A 24,101-nucleotide genomic window follows, 5' to 3' on the forward strand; every position below is an offset into this window, starting at 1 on the left:
GCCGGCCCCCACCCCATGGAAGGACCACTTCCGCCATGTCCACGGGCACCACCAGCGAGATCAGCACCTTCAAGGGCCAGACCAGACGCCTGCGCTCCGACCGCATCGGCGCGGCCGGCCTGCTGCTGTCGGTCGTCGCCGCCAGCGCCCCCCTGATGGTGACGGCGGGCGTCATGCCCACCACCTACGGGACGATGGGCATCGTCGGACAACCCCTGCTCTACGTCATCCTCGGCGCCGTCCTGACCCTCTTCTCCTTCGGCTACGCCGAGATGAGCCGGCACGTCCACAACGCCGGCGCCTTCTACGCCTACATCGCCCGCGGCCTGGGCGGCACCGCCGGAGCCGCCGCCTCCGTCGTCGCCCTGGTCGCCTACAGCGCCATGCAGGTCGGCATCTACGGCATCTTCGGATACGAGCTGTCCACCCTCCTCGGCGACCACCTCGGGGTGAGCGTCGCCTGGTGGGTGCCCGCGCTCGCCGCCGTCGCCGTCACCGGCGTCCTCGGCTGGCTCAAGATAGACCTCAACGTCAAGGTCCTGGGCGTGCTGCTGCTCGTCGAGTGCGCCATGGTCGCCGTCTTCGACGTCGCCTCCGTGGGCAGCCCCGGCGCCGACGGCCTGTCGTTCCGGGCCTTCGACCCCGCCACCCTCTCCGGCGCCGGCCTCGGCACCGCGCTCTGCTTCACCATCGCCTCGTTCGTCGGCTTCGAACAGGCCGCCGTCTACGCCGAGGAGACCAGCCGCCCGCAGGTCGTCGTCGCCCGCGTGACCTTCCTCGCCGTCGGCTTCGTCGCCCTCTTCTTCGCGGCCGGCTCCTGGGCCCTGACCGTGGCCACCGGCCCGTCCCGGATCGTCGGGGCGGCCCGGGACGCCGGCCCCGGCCTGCTCTTCACCCTCACCGAGGACCGGCTCGGCAGCGGCTTCACCGACGTCATGCACCTCTTCTACGTCACCGGGATGTTCGCCGCCCTGCTCAGCTTCCACAACGTCGTCGCCCGCTACGCCTTCGCCATGGGCCGCGAGGGCCTGCTGCCCGCCGCCGTCAGCCGCACCGCCCGCACCAGCGGCGCCCCCGCATACGGCTCGCTGCTGCAGACCGCCGTCTCGCTCCTCGTCGTCACTGCCTTCGCCGCCACCGACGACCGCCCGCACGGCGACCCCACCGTCCCCGTCACCCGCCTGTTCACCTGGACCGGCAACGTCGGCGCGCTCGGCATCCTCCTCCTCATGGCCGCCACCAGCGCCGCCGTCATCGCCTTCTTCGTGCGCCGCGGCGCGGCCCGCGCCCAGGCCCCGCGCCTGGCCGCCGCCGCCGTCGCCGGCCTGGCGCTGCTGGTCATCACCGGCTACGCGGTCGGGGACTTCGGCGTCCTGCTCGGCGCAGGCCCCGGCTCCGCCCTGCGGTGGATCCTGCCCGGCGTCATCGGCCTCGCCGCCCTGGCCGGAGCGGTCCTCGGGCTGGTGCTCAAGGTCCTGCGGCCCGGGGTGCACGCCCGGATCGGGCTGGGCAACGAGGCCTTCCAGCTGGAGCGCGCGGCCGAGGCCGCGACGGACTCCGCCCCCTCGCGAAAGGTTTCCTCATGACGTCCTGCCACGCCGGGAACCCGGCGGCCGCCCCGCACCCCCTCGACCCGCTGAGCGCCGAGGAGATCACCACGGCCCGGCGCGTGCTGACCGAGGCGGGCAAGGTCACCGCCTCCACCCGCTTCCCGCTGGTCCTGCTGGACGAGCCCGGCCGGCACGCGGCCGCCGCCCACCGGCCCGGCGACCCGGTCGTGCGGCGGCTGCGGGTCACCCTGCTGGACTCGGCGACCGGCGCCGCGGCCGAGGCGCTCGTCGACGTCACCGCCGGCCTGCTGCTCTCCCACCGCGAGCTCGACGTGGCCGCCGAAGGGCAGCCGCAGGTCACCTTCGAGGAGTACGAGATCGTCGAGGAGGTCGTCAAGGCCGACCCCGGCTGGCGCAAGGCCATGGCCGAGCGCGGCGTCGACGAGGTACGGCTGGAGCTGGCCGTCTGTGCCCCGCTGGGCGCCGGTGGCCTCCTCACCGACCGGCCCGGCCGCCGCCTGCTGCGCTCGCTGACCTGGCTGCGCTGCGACGCCACCGACAGCCCCTGGGCCCACCCCGTGGGCGGGCTCGTCGCCGACGTCGACGTCATCGAACGCCGGGTGATCCGCCTGACCGACACCGGAGCGGTGCCCATACCCGCCGAATGCGGGCGCTACGCACCGGAGTCCACCGGCCCGGCCCGCACGGACCTGCGGCCGCTGGAGATCACCCAGCCCGAGGGCCCCTCCTTCCGCCTCGACGGCCCCCTGCTCACCTGGCAGAACTGGAGCTTCCGCGTCGACTTCAACGCCCGCGAGGGACTGGTCCTGCACCGGATCACCCACCGCGACGGCGACCGCGAACGCCCCGTCCTGCACCGCGCCTCCCTCGCCGAGATGGCCGTCGCCTACGGCGAGGCCGAGGAGTCCCGCAACTGGGTGGCCTTCCTCGACGCGGGGGAGTACGCCCTGGGCCGCAACGCCAACGCGCTGCGCCTGGGCTGCGACTGCCTCGGCGAGATCCGCTACCTGGACGCGGTCGTCGCCGACGACTTCGGCGTCCCCCAGACGCTGCCCAACGCCATCTGCGTCCACGAGGAGGACGCGGGCCTGCTGTGGAAGCACACCGACATCTTCAACGGCATGGCCGCCGAGAGCCGCCGCTCCCGCCGTCTGGTGATCTCCTACATCGCCACCGTCGGCAACTACGACTACGGCTTCTACTGGTACTTCCAGCAGGACGGCACGATCGCCTTCGAGGCCAAGTCCACGGGCATCGTGCAGACGTCGGCCGTCCACCCGGGGGCGGGCTCGCCGCACGGCACCGAGGTCGCGCCGGGCCTGCTGGCCCCGTACCACCAGCACCTGTTCTGCGTACGGCTGGACGCCGCCGTCGACGGGCTCGCCAACACGGTCGAGGAGGTGGACGTCGTTCCCCTGCCCGAGGGCCCCGGCAACCCCGCCGGCAACGCCTTCACCACCCGTACGACCGTGCTCGCCGACAGCGCGGACGGCGGCCGGATGGCCGACACCACGGCCGGCCGGCGCTGGCGCATCACCAATCCCGGCTCCCGCAACCGCATGGGGCAGCCCGTCGCGTACACGCTCGTGCCGCGGCCGGGGCCCGTCGTCCTGGCCCGCCCCGGCTCGTCCGTCGCCCGCCGCATGGCCTACGGCACCCGGCACCTGTGGGTCACCCGTCACCGCGCGGACCGGCGCTACCCGGCCGGCGACTACCCCAACCAGCACCCCGGCGGGGCCGGCCTGCCGCAGTGGACGGAGGGCGGCGAGTCGCTGGAGAACACCGAGCTGACCGTCTGGCACACCTTCGGGCCCACCCATCTGCCCCGGCCCGAGGAGTGGCCGGTGATGCCGGCCGATCCCACCGGCTTCTCCCTCAAGCCCACCGGCTTCTTCGACCGCAACCCCGCGCTCGACCTGCCCCAGGAGGCCGGCGGCGGGCACTGCCACGCGTGAGCGGGCGGGGCGGGGCGCCCGGCCGGCTCCTCAGCCCTCGAGCGCCTTGCCCACCCGCCGCGAGACGGTGAACTCGTACAGGTCCAGTACCCCCGGCGGCTCGGCCAGCCCCGGGCCGCCGGCCCGCACCCAGGCCGCGATGTCCGCCAGCGCCTCGTCGTCGTTGACCAGGCCGAGCCATACGGGCCGGCCCCCGGCCGCCCGGCCCGCCGCGGATGGCTGCACCACCATCACGTTCGCCTGGTCGCACACGTCCAGGCACTCCGACGCCCGCACCGGCGCCGCGTCTCCCACGGCCCGGCGCAGCCGTCCGATCTGCCCGGCGTGGTCGACCCCGGGCACCTTGCCCGGATCGCCGCAGCAGCAGCCCCGGCACACCGTGATGCGGCAGGGCGCGGCGGAAGGGGCGGGAACGCGGGCACTGTTGGAGATCATCCGGCAGATGATACGCACGGCGTGCGAACGGCCTTCCGGCCCGTGCGCGACCGTGCGCCTCAGGCGAACTCCGGTTCCGCCGTGGCCGGACCGCCCAGGGCGTCGCGGCGGCGGGGCATCCGCAGGGTGACCATCCGGCGCCAGCCGCCGAGGCGTTCGTAGGCGTACAGCGCGTGGATGCCCGCCGCGAGGGTGGCCGACTTCGCCCGGGGCCAGCGCAGGATGCCGCCCATGCGGGCCATGACGGCGAGGCTGACGTCACGGTAGATCGTGATCTCGGCGAGCGCGCTCTCGCGCAGCAGGTCCCGGATCAGCCGCCCGTGGCCCGCCGCGGCCAGGCGCAGCAGCTCCTCGTGGCAGTAGGCGAGGTGGTTGACCTCGTCCTGGCAGATCATCCGGAGGGCCCTGCCGATCTCCGGATGGTCGCCGAAGTGCGCGGTGAGCATGTTCATCTGGTCGGAGGCGCGCTGCTCGGTGACCCGGCTGTGGGCGAGGTAGGCGATGACGTCGCGCTCGGTCAGCGGGGCGTCGGCGCGGAGCTTGGCGTGCGGCAGGCCGATGCCCCGGCGCTCGAGGATCATCGTGTAGTCGGTCTCCGGCGGGACGTCGACGGGCGGCAGGCCGCGCTTGCGCAGCAGGGCCTCGAAGATCCGGCCGTGCTTGTCCTCGTCCGCGCCGTGCCGGGCGATCCTGGGGGCGAGCTCCCGCTGGCTCTCCGGCACCAGGGCTGCGATGCGGCCGTTCTCCCAGCCGCCCTGGTGCTCGCCGCTCGCGGCGATGGAGCAGAACAGCCGGTAGGAGTCGTCGTTGTCGAGGATCTCCTGGAACAGACTTCTGGCCGTGAGCATGGCCGTCACCTCCGTAGGCACTCAGTCAAGTGCCCCGCATGGGGCGCGGCAATCAGGGGCCGCCGCGCGCTCGGCCGAACGGAGGATTTCGTACGGAGATTCACCGTGCGCCCGGCGCGTAACCGCCGGGGCGCACGGGCGTTGTGCTCGGTGTCGGCCGTGGCGGGGAAGACGACCCCCGAGCCCCCACCACGGCCGCGGCCCCTCCCGGCGTTACGCCAGGCCGGCCCGCTCGAGGGCCTCGACGCCGGTGCGCAGGCCCGCGATCCGCTCGTCCAGAGTGAATCCCGCCGGGGCCAGCGACAGGGTGGTCACGCCGGCGTCGGCGTAGGCCTGCATCCGGTCGGCGATGCGCTCCACGCCGCCCAGCAGGGCGGTGGAGTCGATCAGCTCGCGCGGCACGGCCGCGGCGGCGCCCGCCTTGTCGCCGGAGAGGTACTTCTCCTGGATCTCGGCCGCCTCCTTCTCGTATCCCATGCGGCGCGCGAGCTTGTTGTAGAAGTTCTGCTTCGCGCTGCCCATGCCGCCCACGTAGAGGGCGGTGTACGGGCGGAAGATGTCGGCGAGCGCGTCGACGTCGTCGCCCACGGCCATGGGGACGGTCGGCGCGACGTCGAAGCCCTCGAGGTCCTTGCCCGCCTTGGCGCGGCCGGCCCGCAGGGCGCCCAGGGTGGTCTCCTCGGCGTGCTCCGGGGCGAAGAAGATGAGCAGGGCGCCGTCGGCGATCTCGCCGGTCTGCTCCAGGTTCTTCGGCCCGATGGCCGCGATGTACAGCGGGATGCGCTCGCGCACCGGGTGCACGGTGAGCTTGATGGGCTTGCCGGGGCCGCCCGGCAGCGGCAGCGTCCAGTGCTCGCCGTCGTGGGTGACGCGCTCGCGGGCCATGGCCTTGCGGACGATCTCGACGTACTCGCGGGTGCGGGCGAGCGGCTTGTCGAACTTCACGCCGTACCAGCCCTCGGAGACCTGCGGGCCCGAGACGCCGAGGCCGAGGCGGAAGCGGCCGCCGGAGAGCGAGTCGAGGGTGGCGGCGGTCATCGCCGTCATGGTGGGCGTGCGGGCGGGGATCTGGAAGATCGCCGAGCCGACGTCGATCCGCTCGGTCTGCGCCGCGACCCAGGACAGCACGGTCGGCGCGTCGGAGCCGTACGCCTCGGCCGCCCAGCAGACCGCGTAGCCCAGGCGGTCGGCCTCGCGGGCGACGGCGAGGTTGTCCGCGTCCATCCCGGCTCCCCAGTAGCCGAGGTTGATTCCGAGCCTCATCCGACTCATCCGGGGCACCCCTTACTGATCAGTAACGTCGTCGTTGCGGGGACTCTAGCGCGCCCGCCGGGGGTACGTCATCGGCGAGTTGTCCACAGGCGGTGGCGGCATGGCGACGCGTCGCGGCCCGGACAGTAATCTCAGCGCTCATGGAACAAAGGCATCTCGGCCGCACGGGCCTGCGGGTATCCCGGCTCGGGCTCGGCACCCTCACCTGGGGCCGGGACACCGGGGAGCACGACGCCGCCGAGCAGCTCAAGACGTTCCGGGACGCGGGCGGCACGCTCATCGACACCGCCGACGTCTACGCCGACGGGGGCGCCGAGTATCTCCTGGGCCGGCTGCTGCGGGACCTCGTCCCGCGCCGGGACGTCGTGATCGCGACCAAGGCCGGCAGCGTCCTGGACCCCCGGCGGCGGGTCGACTGCTCCCGGGGCCACCTGCTCGCGGCCCTCGACGCCTCACTGGACCGGCTGGGCACCGACTACGTGGACGTGTGGCAGATACACGCCTATGACCCGGCCACACCCGTCGAGGAGACGCTGCAGGCCATCGACCTCGCGGTCGGCAGCGGCCGGGCCCGCTACGCCGGCGTCTCCAACTTCTGCGGCTGGCAGCTCGCCAAGGCCGCCACGTGGCAGCTCGCCGCGCCGGGCTCGCGCACCCGGCTGGCCTGCACGCAGATGGAGTACTCCCTGCTGCAGCGCGGCATCGAGCGCGAGGTGCTGCCCGCCGCCCGCGACCTGGGGCTCGGCGTGCTGCCCTCCTCGCCGCTGGGCCGGGGCGTGCTGACGGGCAAGTACCGCCGCTCCACCCCGTCCGACTCCCGCGCCGCCTCCGAGCATCTGGCGCCCTTCGTCGAGCCCTACCTCGACGAGACGGCGACCCGCATCGTCGACGCCGTCGCCACGGCCGCCGACGGCCTGGCCACGACGTCCCTGCAGGTGGCCCTCGCCTGGATCCGCGACCGCCCCGGGGTCGTCGCCCCCATCGTCGGCGCCCGCACGGCGCGGCAGCTCGGAGAGGCACTGTCAGTGGAGGCCCTTACGCTTCCGGACGAGATCTGCCAGGCGCTCGACGACGTGTCGGCGCCCGTGCACCGCTACCCGGACCAGGACTGGAGCACGCTGTGAACGACGACCGCCTTGCCGGCGAGGCCGCCGACGCGGCCACTACGGTGGCCGCCGAGGAAGGCGGCGGGCCGGGCACGCCCCCGGGCCCGGACGGGCCCGCCGGGCCGAGCGCGTCCACCGAGCCGGGTGCGTCCGGCGGTACGGACGAGGGTGCACCGGAGTCCGCCCCGGGATCCGCTCCGGAGCCCGGTCCGGCCGCCGAGGAGCCGGGGGCGGGCCGGCGGTCCGCCGTCGCCGAGGCGCTCGCCGCGGCCGTGCGGGCCGTGGAGAGCGGGGAGCGCCCGGCCGCGTCGTTCTTCAACGAGCCGAAGCCCGCCCCGCGTCCCGCACGGACCGCGCGCCCCGCGCCGGCCCCGCGCGCGGCCGCCGCGCCGCCCGCCCGGGCCGCGGTCATCGCGCCCAGCGCCGAGCTGACCGAGGTGCTCGCCGCCGGCGGGGCACCGGAGCAACTGGCCGGGCAGGTCGCCGCGACGCTCGGCGAACACGCCGCCGAGGCCCTGCGGGAGGACCCGTGGCGGCTGCTGGCCGTGCCGGGCGTGCGGCCCGAGCAGGCGGACGGCTTCGCGCGGGCGCTGCTCGGGGCCGAGTGCGGACCGGGGGACGAGCGGCGGGCACGGGCCCTGGTCGTATGGCTGCTGGAGCGCGCCGCTCTCGCGGGGCACACGGTGCTCGAGTCCTCGGCCCTGCGCTCCGAGCTCGCCCGGCGCTCCGTACCGGACGCGGACGAGGCGCTGCAGAGCGCCGTCGCCGAGGGCTCGGTGCTCGTCTTCCGCGAGGGACCCGAGCCCGAGGAGACGGAGGAGGGCGAGGAAAGCACGGAGCCGGTCCGGCTGCTGATGGGCCTGGACCGCTGCGCCATGGCCGAGGAGAGCCTCGCCGACGGCCTGGCCCGCCTGGCGAACGCCGTCGGCCGGGACGAGGACCCCGCCGGCTGGGAGGAGGCCGCCGCCGGCGCGCCCTCACCGTCGGCCGCCGAGCTGATCCGTGCCGTCGCGGCCGCCGGCCTGGTCACCCACAGCGGCGGGGAGGCCGCCCGGGCCGAGCCCGCCGCGCTGATCGCCGCCGCCGAGGGCCTGGGCCTGCGGGCCTGCGCCGCGGCGCACACCGAGGACGGCCGCCGGCGGCTGGCCGGGCTCGGCGTCACCGACGCCGTGACCGTGGCCGGCCTGCTCTCCGGCCGCGAGGGCCCGGGGCGCGACGAGGACGGCACCCTGGCCCTGGACGTCCTGGCCGTCCTGGACGCCCCCCAGCTGGACGTGGAGACGGCCGCCCTGCTCGTGGAGTCGCTCGCGGACGGCACCCGGCTCGTCCTCTCCGGAGACCCGGGCGTCCTGTGGTCCGCGGGACCGGGCCGCGTGTTCGCGGACGTCGTGGCGTCCCGTACGTGCCCGGCCGTCGTCTCCCGCACCCCCGACCCGGGCCCCGTCGGCGAGCTGGTCTCGGGCATCGCCGTCGGCGAGCTCCAGCAGGTCGACGCCCCCGGCAAGGAGGTCGTGATCGTTCCCGTGCGGGACCCGGGCGAGGCGGTGCACCGCACCGTGCAGCTCGTCGCGGACTCCGTCCCGCGCGCCATCGGCGTGCCCGCCGACCGCACCCAGATCATCACCCCCGGGCACGGCGGCCCGGCCGGCACCCGCGCGCTCAACGCGGCGCTCAAGGAACGGCTCAACCCCGGCCCCGGCCGGTTCGGCGGCTTCGACCCGGGTGACCGCGTCGCGTACGTGCCGGCGCCCGGCCGGATGGTCCCCGGCACCGTGGTCTCGGCGGACGCGGAGGGGCTGCGGCTGGACTGCGGCGGTACGCCCGTGGTCGTACCGCCGGCCCGGGTGCCCGAGGAGGTGCGCCACGGCTGGGCCGTGACCGCCCACCAGGCCGTCGGGACGCGCTGGGAGGCCGCCGTGGTGGTGCTGCCGGGCGACGCCGCGTCCACGCTGACCCGGTCGTGGGTCTACACGGCGTTCAGCCGGGGCGAGCGGCATCTGTCGGTCGTGCACGGCGTGGACCAGGCGCTCGCCCGCGCGGTCGCCGAGGTGCCGGCCACGGCGCGCGACACCCGGCTGCGGACGCTGCTGGAGGCCCAGCTCCGGCCCGCCGGCTGACCGGCGCCCGCCCCGGGGGCCGCCGGGCCTCCGGGACGGGCTGCCGGATCACCGCTTGGACGCGCGCACGCCCCTGGTGCCGGTGCCGTCCTCCTCGTCGTCCCCGTCGAGGTCCAGCTCGTCGTCCTCGTCGTCGATGCCGTCGTCGTCCAGCCCCTCGGCGTCCTCGAGGTCGTCGTCGGGATCGTCGGGGTCGCCGAGACCGGCCTCCTCGTCGAAGACGGCGCTGACGTCGAAGCGGCAGACGACCCGCTGGGCGTCCGGCTGCTCGAACGGCGTGGACAGCCACTCGCCGGGCTCGGCGGGCTCGTCCGCCGCCGCCACCCACAGCGTGGAGTCGCCCTCCTCCAGGCCGAACTCCTTGTGCCGGGAGGCGATCTCGTCCGGTTCGTACTCCCCGAAGAGCACGCCGAGGGCGGTGTGGACGTTGTGGCCCGCGCCGCCGGGGGCGCCCGCGCCGGTGTCCGTGTCGGCGTCGGGATCGAGGTCGGCGACGCGCTGGGCCTGGGCGAGCAGACGCTGGGGCTCGACCACGGCGTAGTCCCTGCGGATCAGCACGCTGAGCGCGCTGGGCTCCTCGGGACCGGCGTAGGCGGGCAGCGCGTCGTCCCCGGGGATCTCGAAGGGGGTGACCTCGTCGTAGGCGTCGTAGAGCAGCTCGTCGTACGCCTCGGCTGTCGCGGCCAGCTCGTTGAACGCGGCGTAAACGGCCGGGTCGTCCTCCCCCGAACGGCGTTCGACGGCCTCGAGGTGGCGGTCCAGAGCGGCTTTGACCGCCTCGGCGGCGGCCCGTACCTCGGCAGCGGTTGGCTGCGCAGCATCAGACATAGTGCAGACGCTATCCGCACCGGGCCCGTTCCCGCACAATAGATGCGATGCCGGAATACGAATTCTGTGATGTGTATGTGCCCCGGGGCGTCTCCCGGAAGGCCGCCACGCGACTGCTGACCGACCACGCCGAGTACGGACACTGGGAGTTGGACCGACTACGCCTCTATCCGGACGGCAGCCGCAGGGCGCGGCTGCGCCGCCGGATCATCCGCCAGATCCGGGCGACCTGGTGACCGGGTGAACGCGTCGGCCGGGTGACGGCGTGCCGGAACGCGTCAGGGAGCGGGCCCCGCGACCGCGGGACCCGCTCCCTGTGTGTCCTCGGGCCGGCTGCCCGTCCTTCAGGCCGGGCAGCCCCTGCCGTCCTCAGCCCTGGGCGCCGCGCGCACGGCGGTAGAGCATGGCACCGCCGAGCAGCAGGCCCGCGCTGGCCGCGCCGGCCGCGCCGAGCTGGCCCGCGCCGGTGTGCGCGAGCTCGGCGGCCTGCTGGGCCACCGTCGCCGGGCGGTGCTCGGAGCCGGCCGCCGCCGGAGCCATGTGCGCGTCCTTGACCTCCATGGCCGGCTTGGCCTGGTGGTCGCCGGGCGCGCCCGGGTGACCGGCCGGCTGGCCGTGGTGGTCGGCCGGCTTGTGGCCGGGCTTCACCTCGCCGGGCTTGCCGTGGTGGCCGCCGGGCTTGTGCTCGTGGCCGCCCGGGTGACCGGGCTTGTCGCCGTGCGGCGGCTTGTGGCCCTGGTCGTGCCCGTGGTCGTGGCCGTGGCCGCCCGGGTGGGCGTGGCCGTCGTTGGCGCACTGGTTGCCGGTGGCCGGGTTGCCGATGCCGACGACGTTGACGCTGTTGCCGCACGCGTTGACCGGGATGCTCACCGGGACCTGCGCGGTGTTGCCGGAGAGCACACCGGGCGAGCCGGTGGTCCGGCCGTTCGCCAGCGCGCCGCCCTTGTGGCCGTCGTGGCCGTGGCCGCCGCCGTTGACGCAACGGTTGCCCGTCGCGGGGTTGAGCAGCCCGACCACGTTCACGGTGTTGCCGCAGGCGTTCACCGGCACGTGGACGGGAACCTGGACGGTGTTCCCGGACGCGACGCCGGGGGAGTGCGTGGCGGCACCCCGGGCGCCCGAGTCCGCCTGGGCGTATCCGCCGGTGACCGCCGCGATGACCCCACTTGCCGCCGCTGCCGTGATCAGGCCCTTCTTGGTGACCTGTCGCATTTCGTCTTGCCCCTCTGCTGCTTCTTGCCATGCGGAATGCGCAAGGGCGTTGTACTGCGCCCGTGCGCGGAAAGCTCCGGGTCGAAAGCCGGGTGGCTCCGGTGCACATGGCATGTGCCCCGGAGCCACCCGGTTTCAATCCTTCACGGGATGAGACACAACGTCACTTGTTGACGCAGACGTTGCCCGCGCTGGGGTTGAGCAGCCCGACGACGTTGATCGTGTTGCCACACAGGTTCACCGGCACAGCCACCGGGACCTGGACGACGTTGCCCGAGACGACGCCGGGGCTGTTCACAGCAGCGGCCTGAGCACCCCCGCTGGCGGCGGCGATGCCCGCGCCCGCGAGAACGAGACCACTGGTGGCAGCCGCAGCAGCGACGACCTTCTTGAGCATTGTTTCCTCCTTGTTGGCAATGCGGTCCCAGCCGCGGACCGCACACCTGTAACGACGAGGAGGGAATGGGGCTACGTAACCACTCCGGCGTTCACTCTTTCCGGTTAAGGAAACGCCAAATGTGTGCAGCCTGACGCCCGTTCGGGACCCGGCTCAGCACTGGTCCAGGAATCGATCGAGCACGCGCGCACCGAATTTCAGACCATCGACCGGCACCCGCTCGTCGACGCCGTGGAACATTCCCGCGAAGTCCAGCTCGGGCGGCAGCTTCAGCGGCGCGAAGCCGAAGCAGCGGATGCCCAGGTCATCGAAGGACTTGGCGTCGGTGCCGCCGGAGAGCATGTACGGCACCGCCCGCGCGATCGGGTCCTCGGCCCGGAGCGCCGACTGCATGGCGTCCACCAGGTCGCCGTCGAAGCTCGTCTCCAGGGCCTTGTCCGCGTGGACGTCCTCCCGCCTGACCCGGGGCCCCAGGATGCGGTCCAGATCGGCGAGGAACTCCTCCTCGTACCCCGGCAGGAACCGGCCGTCCACGTGCGCCGTGGCCTGCCCCGGGATGACGTTGACCTTGTAGCCCGCGCCGAGCATCGTGGGGGCCGCGGTGTTGCGCAGCGTGGTGCCGATCATCTTGGCGATGCCGCCGAGCTTGGCGAGGGTCGCCTCCATGTCCTCGGGGTCGAGCGGGGTGCCGAGCGCGTCCGAGAGCTCGTCCAGGAAGGACCGCACGGTCTTGGTCACCCGCACCGGGAACTCGTGCCGGCCCAGCCGGGCGACCGCCTCGCACAGCTCCGTGATGGCGTTGTCCTTGTTGGTCATCGAGCCGTGGCCCGCCGTGCCGTCCACGGTGAGCCGCATCCAGTGCATGCCCTTCTGGGCGGTCTCGATGAGGTAGAGCCGCAGGTTCTCGTTGACGGTGAACGAGAAGCCGCCCACCTCGCCGATGGCCTCGGTCACCCCCTCGAAGAGGCCGGGGTGCTTGTCGACCAGATGACGGGCGCCGTACGTGCCGCCCGCCTCCTCGTCGGCGAGGAAGGCCAGCACGATGTCGCGCGGCGGCTTGCGGCCCGAACGCAGCCGGTCGCGGACCACCGCGAGCGTCATCGCGTCCATGTCCTTCATGTCGACCGCGCCGCGCCCCCACAGGCACCCGTCCGCGATCTCGCCCGCGAAGGGGTGGTGGGTCCAGTCGTCGGCGTCGGCGGGCACCACGTCGGTGTGCCCGTGGATGAGCAGGGCCGGGCGGGAGGGGTCCGCGCCCTCTATCCGCGCCACGGTCGAGGCCCGGCCCTTGTGCGACTCGATGATCTGCGGCTCGAGCCCCACCTCGGCGAGCTTCTCGGCCACGTACTCCGCGGCCAGGCGCTCGCCCGGCCCGGAGTGGTCGCCGTAGTTGCTGGTGTCGATCCGGATCAGGTCGCGGCAGAGGTCGACGACCTCGTCCTCGGCGCCCGGGCCGGCGGTGGCCGGCTTCGACTCGCTCACGCTGCCTCCTCGTCATCGGCCGCCGGCCGGCGCGCGTGCGAGCGGCCTCCGGCGGGTGTCCACCGTCATCCTCCACCCGGCCGTTCCCCCAGCCCAAGGCCGCGATGCCGCCGACACACGCCCGCAACGATCACGTCCGCCCGCGGTCCGGCCAGGTGATCGAGCACCCCTGGATGTTTGCTATTGTTTTCCATGTCGCCGCGGGGAACACCGCGAACGACAGACACCTTGTCCGGGTGGCGGAATGGCAGACGCGCTAGCTTGAGGTGCTAGTGCCCTTTATCGGGCGTGGGGGTTCAAGTCCCCCCTCGGACACCAGCAGAAACCCCAGTTCACCTGGGGTTTTTCTGTTTTCCGGATGCCTTCACCGACTGCTTCGACGCATCCGGCGATGCGCTCGACGCGTCCGGCGATGGGGCCGGGGAGTCCGCCTTCTTCTTGAGACACTCCTTCTTCTTGGGGCACTCCATCCACCGGGTCTGATAGTCTATGCGCGGCTTCTTGTCCGCCCTCAGGACCGGGGTGTGGGTCGTCAGGTCGATTTTCCTCACGACCCTGCTGCGGTCGCCGGACTCACCCTCCCAGTAGCTCATCTCCAGGTAGCCGGAGCTCCTCCGAAGCCACGGAGCGGACTGGAGGTACACCTTCCTTCCCTCGGGGATGCTGACGATGCTCTTCTTCTCGTCGGTTCTGCTGTCGCTCCACTCCGTGGTCTCACCCTGCCGCTGTCCGTGCTCCTCGCCTTCCAGGTGACTCACGGTGACGTCGCGGCCGAGGCTGATGTCCAGCACGCCCGCGATGGCCGCCGAGATCAGCCCCGAGACGTCCTTTTCGATCGACCGCTCCCGCTTTCTGATCCTCTCCCTCTCCCGCGACTTCGCCTTCGACCTGGCCACGGATTCGTTGACCAGCAGCTCGACACTCCACGCGGGTCCGGCGCAGGCGCCGTAGGTGTCCGACACGGCTCTTTGGCCGAAGTCCACGTACCTGGACTGGTGCGTGATGACGAAACGGCACGTCGCGTACCTGCCGTATCCCAGACGGCGGTTCTCGGCCCGCGCCCATTCCTTGTTGTTCAGCAGGGGCCCGTGGTCGTAGCCGTCCTCCTTGCCCAGGCAGTCGGAGATCTCGCGGCGGTCGTGGGACGCGGGGAAGGCCGGAGTGTGGAGCAGGCCCACGAGGCCGGCCGAGGTGACACCGGCGACAACGGCATTCCATCGGATGCGAGGACGCGCAGAACGCACGGTGAGCCCCATTCGTCGAGAGGAATACGGAGAAATTCCCGGCAATTCAGAAAAACGACCGGTTTTGTTCCTGGTCACGGCGGCTCACTCCCGCAACCGGTTTCCCGCTCGGCTCGGCCCGTTCCTTCGTTCGCCCGGGCCCCGGGCTACAGCCAGCCGCGCCGCTTGAAGAGGCGGTGCAGCCAGAAGACGAGCCCCGCCATCAGCACCAGCACGGCCGGATAGCCCCAGGCCTGGCGCAGCTCGGGCATGTGGTCGAAGTTCATCCCGTACACCCCGGCGACCATCGTCGGGACCGCCGCCATCGCCGCCCACGCGGAGATCTTGCGCATGTCGTCGTTCTGCTGGACGCCCATCTGCGCGAGGTGGGCGGAGAGGATGTCCGTCAGCAGGCGGTCCAGGCCGTCGATGGACTCGTTGGCGCGGGTCAGGTGGTCGCCCACGTCGCGGAAGAACGGCCGGGCGCGCTCGTCGACGAACGGCAGGCCCGCCCCCGCCAGCCGCACCACCGGTTCGGTCAGCGGGCCGGTGGCCCGGCGGAACTCCACCACCTGGCGCTTGAAGGAGTAGATGCGCGACGCCGTGTGCCGGGTGTCGCCGCCCACCGGGGCGAACACCTCCGCCTCCAGGTCGTCCAGGTCCGCCTGCAGCATGCCCGACACCTCGATGTAGTGGTCGACGACCTCGTCGCTCACCGCGTAGAGCACCGCCGTCGGCCCGTGCGCCAGCAGCTCCGGGTCCTGCTCCAGGCGCCGGCGCACGCTGGCCAGCGGGCTGCCCTCGCCGTGCCGGACGGTGACCACGAAGGAGTCGCCGACGAACAGCATCAGCTCGCCGGTGGTGACGGTGTCCGCGTCGTCGTCGTAGACCACCGGCTTGAGCACCACGAACAGCGAGTCGTCGTACACCTCCAGCTTCGGCCGCTGGTGCGCGTTGAGCGCGTCCTCCACGGCCAGCGGGTGCAGCGCGAACTCGCTCGCCACCAGCTCGAACTCCTTCTCGGTGGGCTCGTGCAGCCCGATCCACACGAAGGCGTCGCCGGCCGCCCGCGCCTCGTCCAGCGCGTCGGAGAAGTCGGCGGGCCCCTCGGTGCGATGCCCGTCCCGGTAAATGGCGCAGTCCACGATCACGCGGGGCATTCTTCCCTGTCGCACAGGACGTACTCGTCACAGCCGTCCCGGCCCGCCGCGGGCGTCGTAGGCTGGCTGCCATGCCCACGCTGATCCTGGTCCGGCACGGCCGGTCCACCGCCAACACCGCGGGAGTGCTCGCCGGCTGGACTCCCGGCGTGGCCCTGGACGAACGCGGCACCGCGCAGGCCGCGGCCCTGCCGGCCCGGCTGGCCGGCGTCCCGCTGGCCGCCGTGGTCACCAGCCCGCTGCGGCGCTGCCGCGAGACCGTCGCACCGCTGCTCGCCGCCCGGCCGGAGCTGCCCTCGCACACCGACGACCGCATCGGCGAGTGCCACTACGGCGACTGGTCGGGCCGCAAGCTCGCCGAGCTCGCCGACGAGCCGCTGTGGGAGACGGTCCAGCGCCACCCCTCCGCCGCCGCCTTCCCCGGCGGCGAGTCGCTGCGCGCCGTGCAGGCCCGCGCCGTGGACGCCGTACGGGAGTGGAACGAGCGGATCGAGCGGGAGCACGGAGAGAACGCCGTCTATCTGATGTGCACGCACGGCGACGTCGTCAAGGCCGTCGTCGCCGACGCCCTCGGCCTGCACCTCGACCACTTCCAGCGGATCACCGCCGACCCGTGCTCGGTCACCGCCGTCCGCTACACCCGGCTGCGGCCGTTCCTGCTGCGCCTCGGCGACACCGGCGACCTCGCCGGGCTCGCCCCGGCCGAGGCGGCCCGTGAGGAGGGCCACAGCGAGGACGCGGCCGTGGGCGGCGGCGCGGGGGCCCCGTGATCGACCGGCGCAGTAGGGTGGTGACGCGGGACCGCCCCTGATCCCGCACCCGGAACAGTCACTTCCGACCACCGAACCCAATGGAGCAGGACGTTGTCCCGTCAGGTGTTCCTCTTTGACCCGCCGGACCGCTTCGTCGCCGGTACGGTCGGGCTGCCGGGCCGCCGCACTTTCTTCCTCCAGGCCACCGCCGGCGGCCGGACCACCAGCGTCGCCCTGGAGAAGGCCCAGGTCGAGGCGCTCGCCGAGCGCATCGACGAGCTGCTGGACGAGGTGGTCCGGCGCACCGGGGGCAGTGCCCCGGTGCCCGCCGTGGCCCCCGTCGAGTTCACCGACACCGCCCCCCTGGAGACTCCCGTCGAGGAGGAGTTCCGGGTCGGCACCATGGCGCTGGCCTGGGACGGCGACGGCCAGCGCATGGTGGTCGAGGCCCAGGCCCTGGTCGAGCTGGAGGCGGACACCGACGAGGACCTCGCCGAGGCCGAGGAACGGTTGCTGCAGGACGAGCTGAACGGCCCGCCGATGCTGCGGGTGCGGCTGACCGGAACCATGGCCCGGGCCTTCGCCAAGCGCGCCCTGGAAGTCGTCAACGCCGGCCGGCCCCCGTGCCCGCTGTGCAGCCTGCCGCTCGACCCGGAGGGACACGTATGTCCGCGCCAGAACGGATACCGCCGCGGAGCCTGAGCCCGCACGAGCTGCTGGCCGAGGGCGAGCTGACGGTGCGTGGGCAGATCCGCGAGGCGTCCAACGCGGTGCTCTACTGCACGGTCGAGTACGAGGGCGTGAGCGCCGCCTGCGTGTACAAGCCGGTCGCGGGGGAGCGGCCGCTGTGGGACTTCCCCGACGGCACCCTCGCCCAGCGCGAGGTGGCGGCCTACGAGCTCTCCGAGGCCATGGGCTGGGGCCTGGTACCGCCCACGGTGCTGCGCGACGGGCCGTACGGGCCGGGGATGTGCCAGCTGTGGATCGAGGCCAGTGAGGCGAGCGATGCCGGCGAGGCCGACGAGACCGACGGGGCCTCCGAGGAAACCGACGAGGCCTCCGGGGAAGGAGCCGGGCAGGACCGGCTGCTGGCCCTGGTCGAGGGCGACGAGCCCGGCCCCGGCTGGAAGGCCGTCGGCTACGCCGACGTGGGGGAGAACCGCACCGCGCTGCTCGTCCACGCCGACGACGAGCGGCTGCGCCGGCTGGCCGTCCTCGACGCCGTGATCAACAACGGTGACCGCAAGGGCGGCCACCTGCTGCCCGCCGCCGACGGGCGGCTCTACGCCATCGACCACGGTGTGACCTTCAACGCGGACGACAAGCTGCGCACGCTGCTGTGGGGCTGGGCGGGCGAGCCGCTGACCGAGGAGGCCCTGGCGGCCCTACGGCGACTTTCGGCCGATCTGGCCGAGGACCGCCCGCTGGCCGCCCGGCTGGCGGAGCTCATCACCCCGGCCGAGATCGATGCGCTCAGGGCGCGGGTGGCCGACCTCCTGCGCACCGGGCGCCACCGAGAGCCCAGTGGTCAGTGGCCGGCGATCCCCTGGCCGCCGGTCTAGGGCTTGCCCCGCGGCGGTGTGCGGGCGCGTGGAGTGGGCTGGCGCGGGCTGGAGCGGGCGCCATGCGGCCGTGGAACCGTTTCCGCAGCACACTGGACAGCGTGTGCGCAAGAGGGCCTCTTCGGCCAAGAGGGCGGTCCGGTTCGTATCCGGAACGTGCATCCGGTTACGCTCGGGGCATGCATGCCTGGCCCGCTTCTGAGGTGCCCGCCCTGCCCGGCAGTGGCCGCGACCTCCGGATCCACGACACCGCGACCGGTGAGCGAGTGACCCTCGCCCCCGGTCCCGTCGCCCGTCTCTACGTGTGCGGCATCACGCCGTACGACGCCACCCACATGGGGCACGCGGCGACCTACAACGCGTTCGACCTGGTGCAGCGCGTGTGGCTCGACACCAAGCGGCAGGTTCACTACGTCCAGAACGTCACCGACATCGACGACCCGCTGCTGGAGCGGGCCATCGCCAACGGGGACGACTGGACCGCCCTCGCCGAGCGCGAGACGGCCCTCTTCCGCGAGGACATGACCGCCCTGCGCCTGCTCCCGCCCCGCCACTACGTGGGTGCCGTGGAGTCGATACCCAAGATCGTCCCCCTGGTGGAGCGGCTGCGCGACGCCGGTGCCGCCTACGAACTCGACGGGGACATCTACTTCTCCGTCGCCTCCGACCCCTCCTTCGGCGGCGTCTCCCACCTCGACGCCGAGGCGATGCGCCTGCTGTCCGCCGAGCGCGGCGGCGACCCGGAGCGCCCCGGCAAGAAGAACCCCGTCGACCCCATGCTGTGGATGGCCGCCCGCCCGGGCGAACCCAGCTGGGACGGCGCCTCCCTCGGTCCCGGCCGCCCCGGCTGGCACATCGAGTGCGTCGCCATCGCCCTCGAGCACCTCGGCATGGGCTTCGACGTCCAGGGCGGCGGCTCGGACCTGATCTTCCCGCACCACGAGATGGGCGCCTCGCACGCCCAGGCGCTCACCGGCGAGAACCCCTTCGCCAAGACCTACGTGCACGCCGGCATGGTCGCCCTCCACGGCGAGAAGATGTCGAAGTCGAAGGGCAACCTCGTCTTCGTCTCCAAGCTGCGCCGCGACGGCGTGGACCCGGCCGCCATCCGGCTCACGCTGCTGGCCCACCACTACCGCGCCGACTGGGAGTGGACGGACGCCGTGCTGGCCGAGGCCGTGGAGCGCCTGGACCGCTGGCGTGCCGCCGTCTCCCGCCCCGACGGCCCCTCCGCCGACGCGCTCGTCGAGGAGATCCGCGAGGCCCTCGCCGACGACCTCGACGCCCCGGCCGCGCTCGCCGCGGTCGACCGCTGGGCAGCGGCGCAGGCCGCCACGGGCGGTACGGACGAGGGCGCGCCGGGCCTGGTCTCCCGCGCGGTGGACGCGCTGCTGGGCGTGGCGCTGTAAGGCGCTCGGCAAGGGCGTGGGCAAGGGAGCCGTGCGGCTCCCGCCCGAGTGGTTGAGGGGGCGCTCCCCGCGGGATTCCGCGGGGAGCGCCCCGTTCGTTTGAGATAAGTCCACGGGCCCGGTGCGGCAGTCCATGGTCGTGTACACGCCCAGTGCACTATTCACGCGGTCATGAGCATGCGACAGCGAACACGACGGCTGAGAGCGGTGGTCGCCACCGCTCTCCTGGCAGTGGTGGCGACCATGGCCGGCCCGGTGCGCGGAGCACAGGCCGTCGCCGCCGAGGAGACCGTGGGCGACGTCACCGGCTTCGCGACGGCCGGGCCCGTCTTCCACCTCCGGGCGGGCAGGGCGGCGGTGCGGGTCAGCTTCGTGACGGTGGACTCGTTCCGCCTGGAGCTCGCGCCGGACGGCGAGTTCACCGACCCCACCGGCAAGGACATCACCCAGCGCCAGGGGCCGCCCCCGGCGACCCGCTGGCGCGAGCGGGGCGACCGCTACGAGCTGAGCACGGCGGCGGTCACCCTCCGCGCGTACAAGAGCCCGCTGCGCTTCGCCCTCCACCGCGCCGACGGATCCCGGCTGTGGGCCGAGACCAAGGGCCTGACCTGGAACGCGGACCGCACCACCCAGACCCTCGCGCGCGGCACGGACGAGCAGTTCTTCGGCGCCGGGATGCAGAACGGGCGCGGCAACACCTCGCACCGCGGCAAGACGGTCGAGGTCGGGGTGGACTACAACTGGAACGACGGAGGGCACCCGAACTCGGTGCCCTTCTACCTGTCGTCGGCGGGATACGGCGTCTACCGCAACACCTACGCGCCCAATACGTACGCCTTCGCCGACCCCGTGACGGCGAGCGCGCGGGAGCGGCGCTTCGACGCGTACTACTTCGCCGGCACGTCGGCGAAGGACGTCATAGGCCAGTACACGCGCCTGACCGGGCGTCCCTTCCTGCCACCGCTCTACGGCCTGGAGATCGGCGACTCGGACTGCTACCTCCACAACAAGAACCGTGGCGAGCGGCGCACGCTGGACGCCCTGAAGGTCGCCGACGGCTACGTGGCCAACGACCTGCCGCTCGGCTGGATGCTCGTCAACGACGGCTACGGCTGCGGCTACGAGAACCTGGGCGAGGTGAACAAGGGGCTCGGCGACCGCAAGATGAAGATGGGCCTGTGGACCGAGGACGGCCTCGACAGGCTCGGCGAGCAGGTGAGGGCCGGCCAGCGGGTCGCCAAGCTGGACGTCGCCTGGGTCGGCGACGGCTACAAGTTCGCCCTCGACGGCTGCAAGGACGCCTACAAGGGCATCGAGGACAACAGCGACGCCCGCGGCTTCACCTGGGCCCCCGAGAGCTGGTCCGGCGCCCAGCGCTGCGGAGTGCAGTGGTCCGGCGACCAGAAGGGCTCGTGGGAGTACATCCGCTGGCAGATCCCGACGTACGCGGGCGCCACGATGTCGGGCCTGGCCTACACGACGGGCGACGTGGACGGCATCTTCGGCGGCAGCCCGAAGACGTACGTGCGCGACCTGCAGTGGAAGGCCTTCCTGCCGGCCGTGATGACCATGGACGGCTGGGCGCCGAGCGACAAGCAGCCGTGGCGGTACGGCGAGCCGTACACCTCGATCAACCGCAAGTACCTGAAGCTGAAGGAGTCGCTGCTGCCGTACATGTACTCCTACGCGGCCCAGGCGACCCGCACGGGCGTCGGGCCGGTGCGCCCGCTGGCGCTGGAGTACCCGGACGATCCCAAGGCGTCGTCGGACGCGGCGAAGTACGAGTTCCTGACGGGTGAGTACTTCCTCGTGGCGCCCGTCCACGAGGACACCGACGTCCGCAACGGCATCTACCTTCCCAAGGGCACCTGGACCGACTACTGGACGGGCCGTACGTACGAGGGCCCGACCACCGTGAACGGCTACCGCGCACCGCTGGACACGCTGCCGCTGTTCGTCAAGGCCGGTGCGAACATCCCGATGTGGCCCGGCATCCGCTCCCACGAGGACCGCACGGCCGGCTCCCCGGTGGCGTGGGACGTCTACCCGCAGGGCACTTCGTCGTTCACCCTGTACGAGGACGACGGCGTCACCCGCGCCCACCGCTCGGGCGCCTTCGCGGAGCAGAAACTGACGGTCCGGGCGCCCGCGACCGCCGGTCCGGGCGACGTGACGCTGTCCCTGAGCCCCCTGACCGGCGACTACCGGGGCAAGCAGACGGCCCGCCCGAACCACTTCACGGTCCACACCGCCACGGCCCCGGCCGCCGCCACCCTGGACGGGCGGCCCCTGCCGAGGCTCGACTCGAAGGAGGCCTTCGATGCGGCCGACGAGGGCTGGTGGTACGACGCCGCCGACCGGGGCGGCGTGGTGCGGGCCAAGACGGGCGTCCGGCCGACGGACCGGGGGCTGACGCTGGCGCTGCGGGCGGGGTGATCCCGGCCGGCCGCGCCTCAGGGCCGGCGGGGGAGCACCGGCGGCTCGCCCTTGGTCCAGACGATGTGCAGGGCCATCCGGCGCAGGCGCCAGCCGTCGGGAGTGCGGACCGCTTCGGCCTCGACGTGGCCACCGGACTCGAAGAGGCGCTCGGGGGCACCGAGCACGTGGGTGCTGAGCTGGTTCCAGCGGACGGTGGCGCGGTCGCCGTGGAGGTCGACGGCGATGTTCGAACCGAAGTGGACGGTGCGCTCGAAGAGCGCCATGGCGTCGCGGGTGGAGGTCAGCTGGGCCTCGGCGCCTTCGTGCGTGCCCACCGGCGTCCGCGTGGACGCGTCCTCGGTGAAGAAGGAGCGGGCCCAGTCGTCGCCGAAGGCCCGCTCGTCGAGCGAGCGGAGGTAGTCCGTGACGAGGCGCTCGATGCCGGCGCGGTCGGTGAGGGCGCGGAGTGCGGAGGTCTCGGGTGCGGAGTTCTTCTGCTGCGGTTCCATGATCACATCGTGCGACCTCAGGAATGGTTGAGGTCAACCCCCGGGCCCTGGGGAAGGGTCCGGGGGTGCGGCCGGCGGGACGGTCAGCCGATGCGGACTCCGTACACGGACAGCGGCTCGGTCACCGGCTGGAAGTACGTCGTGCCGCCCGAGGTGCAGTCGCCGTTGCCGCCCGAGGTCAGGCCGATGGCCGTGCCGCCGTCGAAGAGGGGGCCGCCGCTGTCGCCGGGCTCGGCGCAGACGTTGGTCTGGATCAGGCCGGAGACCGTGCCCTGCGGGTACTGGACGGTGGCGTTGAGGGCCGTGACGGTGCCCCCGTGCAGCCCGGTGGTGCTGCCGCTGCGCTGCACGGCCTCGCCCACGAAGGCGTCCGCGGCCCGGGAGACGAACTGCGCCGAGCCGTTGTAGAGGTTCACCTCGCTGGGGTGCTCGATGCCGGGGTTGTACTTCACGATCCCGTAGTCGTCGCCGGGGAAGCTGCTGCCGGCCGTGCGCCCGATCTCCCGGCCGGCCGCGTCGGTCCACACGGCCCGGCCGTTCGTGCAGTGCCCGGCGGTCAGGAAGTACGGGGTGCCGTCGCCGCCGAGCACGTTGAAGCCGAGCGAACAGCGGGCACCGCCGCTGTAGATGGCGTCGCCGCCCCGGATGAACGTCGTGAACCGCGTGTCGGTGTGGCGGGTCTCGACCTTGTCGCCGAAGGTGTCGGCCGTCGTGCTGAGGTTGCCGAACTGGGTGGTGTTCACGGTGCGGTCGGCGGTGACGACGATCTTGTTGATCCTCGGGTCCATCGCCCAGGCCGTGCCCGGCGTGTTGACCTTCTCCCGCAGCGCGGTGCCGGCCGCGTCGAGCTGCGCGGTGGTGTACTTCACCATCCTGGGCTCGGCCCCCGCGTTGCGCACCGTCGCGGCCCCGGCCTCGTCGACCACGTTCACGACGAGCTTCTTCGTGGCGGCGTCGTAGTACGACCCCGCCGCCCCCGCCTTGAGCTCGGTGGCGAGGCTCGCGGACAGCGTTCTGGCCTCCTCGCCGGAGAGCTCGCGCGGGTCCGCCGCCCGGGCCGGGCCCGCGGCGGCGCTGGGCAGGGTGAGACCGGCCGTGAGGGTCAGGGCCGCCAGGCCGGTGAGGGCGATTGCCGTGAACCGGGAGATCGAGCGCTGCATGATCGACTGTCCTCCTGCGGATGGCGGGGCCCCCGGCCCTCGACGGGCCGGCGGCCCCGGAGGGCACGATGAGAGCGCACCCATCCGATTACGTGAAGTAAGCGGATGGGTGCGCTGTGTAGCGACGCTCAAGCTAGGGGGCGCCCCCGGGGCGCACACAAGAGTGGTGAGGCGCGCACCCATCCCGCCCCCGCGAGACCGGGCGCCCGCGTCGGATCAGCAGGGCCGCGCCGACCGGGCCTCCAGGCCGAGGCCCGGGGTGTAGGAGCCCGGGTGGACGATGACGGCCCGGCCGGCGTAGGAGGGGCGGGGGTAGAGGCACCAGGCCAGGCTGGTCTGGTTCTTGGCGCTGCGGATGGGCGGGAGGAGGCGGGGCTCGGCGTGTTCGAGCATTCTCGGGCGGCCTCCCGCGCTGGGCTCCGACCAGGTGCACAGGCCGACCACCGGCGGGCAGATCGGCGCTCGCGCCGGCACCCGGGCCTGTGCCGTGGACGCCGGCAGCAGGGCCGCCGTTCCCACGGACGCGGTGGCGACCGCGAGCATCACCGCTTTCCTCAACGCACGCCTCATGGCCGTTCCTCCCTCGTTTCCGGCGATGGGGCCACCGCCAGGCGGTGGCCTTTCCCGCGGACATCGCCGGCAAACGGGGGCAACACCCGCAATCCTCCGATCGGATGCGGGAAAC

The 24,101-nt window shown here is 73.1% G+C and carries 22 protein-coding genes and 1 tRNA gene; 11 read left to right on the forward strand and 12 right to left on the reverse strand.

The genetic code is table 11. The annotated features are described in order from the left end of the window. Positions 1–35 precede the first annotated feature (35 nt). Both IE295_RS19190 and IE295_RS19195 read left to right on the forward strand, forming a co-directional pair. Complete coding sequence (locus IE295_RS19190; RefSeq protein WP_190064924.1) at positions 36–1,586, forward strand: APC family permease; 1,551 nt, start codon at positions 36–38, stop codon at positions 1,584–1,586. After that, entirely contained in the window at positions 1,583–3,526 is a 1,944-nt protein-coding gene (locus IE295_RS19195; protein WP_190064925.1) for a primary-amine oxidase, read from the forward strand. The genes IE295_RS19190 and IE295_RS19195 overlap by 4 nt, the downstream gene beginning before the upstream one ends. 30 nt (positions 3,527–3,556) lie before the next feature. Here the strand turns inward: IE295_RS19195 and IE295_RS19200 are convergent, their stop codons facing one another. The 3 genes from IE295_RS19200 to IE295_RS19210 all read right to left on the reverse strand — a co-directional run bounded on the left by IE295_RS19200 (position 3,557) and on the right by IE295_RS19210 (position 6,072). After that, positions 3,557–3,961, reverse strand: a complete 405-nt coding sequence (locus IE295_RS19200) for a (2Fe-2S) ferredoxin domain-containing protein (protein ID WP_190064926.1) — start codon at positions 3,959–3,961, stop codon at positions 3,557–3,559. 59 nt (positions 3,962–4,020) lie between these two features. Next, complete coding sequence (locus IE295_RS19205; protein WP_190064927.1) at positions 4,021–4,809, reverse strand: ferritin-like domain-containing protein; 789 nt, start codon at positions 4,807–4,809, stop codon at positions 4,021–4,023. A gap of 213 nt (positions 4,810–5,022) precedes the next feature. After that, positions 5,023–6,072: an LLM class F420-dependent oxidoreductase gene (locus IE295_RS19210; protein ID WP_190064928.1), complete on the reverse strand. Its 1,050-nt coding sequence runs from the start codon at positions 6,070–6,072 to the stop codon at positions 5,023–5,025. Between the two features lie 149 nt (positions 6,073–6,221). Here IE295_RS19210 and IE295_RS19215 point away from each other — a divergent pair, with 149 nt between their 5' ends. Together IE295_RS19215 and IE295_RS19220 are read left to right on the forward strand one after the other, a co-directional pair. Then, positions 6,222–7,205 carry an aldo/keto reductase gene (locus tag IE295_RS19215; protein ID WP_190064929.1) on the forward strand — a complete coding sequence of 328 codons (984 nt, stop codon included), beginning with the start codon at positions 6,222–6,224 and terminating at the stop codon, positions 7,203–7,205. Then, positions 7,202–9,304, forward strand: coding sequence for a helix-hairpin-helix domain-containing protein (locus IE295_RS19220; RefSeq protein WP_372478890.1), 2,103 nt, complete (start codon positions 7,202–7,204; stop codon positions 9,302–9,304). Before IE295_RS19215 ends, IE295_RS19220 begins: the two co-directional genes overlap by 4 nt. Before the next feature lie 48 nt (positions 9,305–9,352). Here IE295_RS19220 and IE295_RS19225 read toward each other — a convergent pair whose 3' ends face one another. Further along, a complete protein-coding gene (locus IE295_RS19225; RefSeq protein WP_190064930.1) occupies positions 9,353–10,132 on the reverse strand; it encodes a hypothetical protein in 780 nt (259 codons plus the stop codon). A 47-nt stretch (positions 10,133–10,179) separates the two neighbouring features. Between IE295_RS19225 and IE295_RS19230 the strand changes: the two genes are divergently transcribed. Beyond that, the gene (locus IE295_RS19230) at positions 10,180–10,368 is read left to right on the forward strand and encodes a DUF5703 family protein (protein WP_086568809.1); all 189 of its coding nucleotides are present in this window, start codon (positions 10,180–10,182) and stop codon (positions 10,366–10,368) included. A gap of 133 nt (positions 10,369–10,501) precedes the next feature. Here the strand turns inward: IE295_RS19230 and IE295_RS34285 are convergent, their stop codons facing one another. From IE295_RS34285 to IE295_RS19245, 3 genes are all read right to left on the reverse strand, one after another. Further along, positions 10,502–11,344, reverse strand: a complete 843-nt coding sequence (locus IE295_RS34285; protein ID WP_190064931.1) for a chaplin — start codon at positions 11,342–11,344, stop codon at positions 10,502–10,504. Positions 11,345–11,507: 163 nt separating this feature from the next. After that, positions 11,508–11,741, reverse strand: a complete 234-nt coding sequence (locus IE295_RS19240) for a chaplin (protein WP_190064932.1) — start codon at positions 11,739–11,741, stop codon at positions 11,508–11,510. 153 nt (positions 11,742–11,894) lie between these two features. Beyond that, complete coding sequence (locus IE295_RS19245; RefSeq protein WP_190064933.1) at positions 11,895–13,223, reverse strand: M20/M25/M40 family metallo-hydrolase; 1,329 nt, start codon at positions 13,221–13,223, stop codon at positions 11,895–11,897. A 230-nt stretch (positions 13,224–13,453) separates the two neighbouring features. Here IE295_RS19245 and IE295_RS19250 point away from each other — a divergent pair. After that, a tRNA-Leu gene (locus tag IE295_RS19250) sits at positions 13,454–13,541 on the forward strand. Between the two features lie 14 nt (positions 13,542–13,555). Here IE295_RS19250 and IE295_RS19255 read toward each other — a convergent pair. Then, positions 13,556–14,401 (reverse strand): hypothetical protein, encoded by an 846-nt coding sequence (locus tag IE295_RS19255; RefSeq protein ID WP_190064934.1) that lies wholly within the window; start codon positions 14,399–14,401, stop codon positions 13,556–13,558. A 212-nt stretch (positions 14,402–14,613) separates the two neighbouring features. After that, positions 14,614–15,606, reverse strand: coding sequence for a magnesium and cobalt transport protein CorA (locus tag IE295_RS19260; protein ID WP_190064935.1), 993 nt, complete (start codon positions 15,604–15,606; stop codon positions 14,614–14,616). 71 nt (positions 15,607–15,677) lie between these two features. Between IE295_RS19260 and IE295_RS19265 the strand changes: the two genes are divergently transcribed. The 5 genes from IE295_RS19265 to IE295_RS19285 all read left to right on the forward strand — a co-directional run bounded on the left by IE295_RS19265 (position 15,678) and on the right by IE295_RS19285 (position 21,765). Then, positions 15,678–16,376 (forward strand): histidine phosphatase family protein, encoded by a 699-nt coding sequence (locus tag IE295_RS19265; protein ID WP_190064936.1) that lies wholly within the window; start codon positions 15,678–15,680, stop codon positions 16,374–16,376. A 93-nt stretch (positions 16,377–16,469) separates the two neighbouring features. Continuing rightward, the gene (locus IE295_RS19270) at positions 16,470–17,060 is read left to right on the forward strand and encodes a DUF3090 domain-containing protein (protein ID WP_190064937.1); all 591 of its coding nucleotides are present in this window, start codon (positions 16,470–16,472) and stop codon (positions 17,058–17,060) included. Continuing rightward, positions 17,024–17,920: an SCO1664 family protein gene (locus IE295_RS19275; protein ID WP_190064938.1), complete on the forward strand. Its 897-nt coding sequence runs from the start codon at positions 17,024–17,026 to the stop codon at positions 17,918–17,920. Before IE295_RS19270 ends, IE295_RS19275 begins: the two co-directional genes overlap by 37 nt. A 179-nt stretch (positions 17,921–18,099) precedes the next feature. Further along, the gene (gene mshC / locus IE295_RS19280) at positions 18,100–19,329 is read left to right on the forward strand and encodes a cysteine--1-D-myo-inosityl 2-amino-2-deoxy-alpha-D-glucopyranoside ligase (protein WP_190064939.1); all 1,230 of its coding nucleotides are present in this window, start codon (positions 18,100–18,102) and stop codon (positions 19,327–19,329) included. Positions 19,330–19,506: 177 nt separating this feature from the next. Beyond that, positions 19,507–21,765 carry a TIM-barrel domain-containing protein gene (locus tag IE295_RS19285; protein ID WP_505016467.1) on the forward strand — a complete coding sequence of 753 codons (2,259 nt, stop codon included), beginning with the start codon at positions 19,507–19,509 and terminating at the stop codon, positions 21,763–21,765. A 17-nt stretch (positions 21,766–21,782) separates the two neighbouring features. Here IE295_RS19285 and IE295_RS19290 read toward each other — a convergent pair whose 3' ends face one another. The 3 genes from IE295_RS19290 to IE295_RS19300 all read right to left on the reverse strand — a co-directional run bounded on the left by IE295_RS19290 (position 21,783) and on the right by IE295_RS19300 (position 23,986). Continuing rightward, the gene (locus tag IE295_RS19290) at positions 21,783–22,256 is read right to left on the reverse strand and encodes a nuclear transport factor 2 family protein (protein WP_190064941.1); all 474 of its coding nucleotides are present in this window, start codon (positions 22,254–22,256) and stop codon (positions 21,783–21,785) included. A gap of 83 nt (positions 22,257–22,339) precedes the next feature. Further along, positions 22,340–23,416, reverse strand: a complete 1,077-nt coding sequence (locus IE295_RS19295) for a S1 family peptidase (protein ID WP_190064942.1) — start codon at positions 23,414–23,416, stop codon at positions 22,340–22,342. Positions 23,417–23,632: 216 nt separating this feature from the next. Beyond that, the gene (locus IE295_RS19300) at positions 23,633–23,986 is read right to left on the reverse strand and encodes a peptidase inhibitor family I36 protein (RefSeq protein WP_190064943.1); all 354 of its coding nucleotides are present in this window, start codon (positions 23,984–23,986) and stop codon (positions 23,633–23,635) included. Positions 23,987–24,101: the final 115 nt, after the last annotated feature.

Source organism: Streptomyces griseocarneus (assembly GCF_014655595.1).
Lineage (GTDB): Bacteria > Actinomycetota > Actinomycetes > Streptomycetales > Streptomycetaceae > Streptomyces > Streptomyces griseocarneus.